We start from the raw sequence: 1458 nt of genomic DNA, 5'->3' as shown, positions 1-1458 counted from the left end.
TAAAATGTACCCTATAGAGTAGACACTAAAAAAGTCTCCCTATAGGTTTTTTTGTATATAATTAAGAAAAACATAAAGACTGGAGAAAATTATGAGTAAAAGGGTTTTTACAGAGAAAGAAATTAAGCTATTATCATCTAATCAATATGTTAAATCTGTCAGTTCAAAAGGTATCACATATATGGATGAATTTAAGCGTATATTTATTGGCGAAAAAGAGAAAGGCAAGTTTCCAAGACAAATCTTTGAAGAATGTGGGTTTGATGTAGAAATCTTGGGAATGGATAGAATTAAGGCAGCGAGTAAAAGATGGCGAAAAGCTTACAATGAAAATGGGATTAGCGGTCTACGTGACACTAGATCTGGAAATTCAAAGGGTCTTAGAGAAAGAGAACTGACTCTGGAGGAGGAGAACGCTCGCTTAGAAGCCCAAATTAACTTACTAAAGGTAGAAAATGAACTATTAAAAAAGATTCGTTTGATAGAAAGGGGGCAAAAAAAGTAGTCCTTCTTTCTAGTCAGAAATATATCCTGATTCATTCGGTGATAGAAACATACCAACTCAAACATATGGTGAAATACCTATGTGGAGTAGCTGGTGTCTCAAGAAGCGGTTATTATAACTATTTCTCTGTGAAATCACAGGAACAAAGACGTAAAAAAGATAAGAAGGATGAGATAGTAAAAGGACTTATCCTAAAAGCCTTCCATTTCAAAGGTCGTAAGAAAGGGGCTCGTCAAATCAAAATGACTTTGGCGGGTCAATTTCAGGTTGTCTACAATTTGAAGCGTATACGACGAATCATGAAGAAATACGGCATTATATGCCCAATTAGAAAAGCAAATCCTTATAGACGAATTATGAAAGCTACAAAAGAACATCGAGTTGTGCCAAACCTATTGAATCGCCAATTTAAGCAAGGAATCCCTGGTAAAGTCCTTCTAACAGATATCACATATTTATTTTATGGAAAAGGTCAGAAAGCCTACTTATCGGTCATTAAAGATGGTTCAACTAGTGAAGTTTTAGCCTATCATATATCAGAACGTATGACTGTGGAATTAGCTACAGACACTCTTCTAAAGTTAAAAAGGAACAAAAACTTTAAGAAAGCAAAAGATGCCTTGATTCACTCAGATCAAGGAGTTCAGTATACACACCCTAATTTCCAAAAAACAGTTAAGAAGCTGGGGTTACAACAGTCCATGTCAAGAAGAGGTAACTGTTGGGATAACGCTCCCCAAGAATCTTTCTTTGGCCATTTTAAAGATGAAGCCTCTATTAAAGTATGTACAAATCTAGATGAATTAAAAAGAGAAATTAAACAATATATGATCTACTACAATTACTACAGATACCAATGGAATTTAAAAAAGATGACCCCTGTGCAATACAGAGATCATCTTCTTCAAGCTGCCTAGGCTTTTTTTAATGTCCTTTACAAAGGGTACATTTTA

1 protein-coding gene is annotated in these 1458 nt (G+C 34.7%); it reads left to right on the top strand.

Annotated elements, in window-relative coordinates:
* Window positions 1-91 precede the first annotated feature (91 nt).
* Window positions 92-1422 (top strand): IS3 family transposase gene (locus ACX5JI_RS26370; protein WP_459503929.1). Its coding sequence is split into 2 segments (ribosomal slippage): window positions 92-464 and window positions 464-1422, totalling 1332 coding nucleotides; the frame shifts between segments, so codons are not numbered across the junction.
* The last annotated feature ends 36 nt before the right edge of the window (window positions 1423-1458 follow it).

The sequence above is a fragment of the Bacillus sp. C1 genome, assembly GCF_054570475.1.
This window is presented reverse-complemented; position numbering and strand designations above follow the sequence as displayed.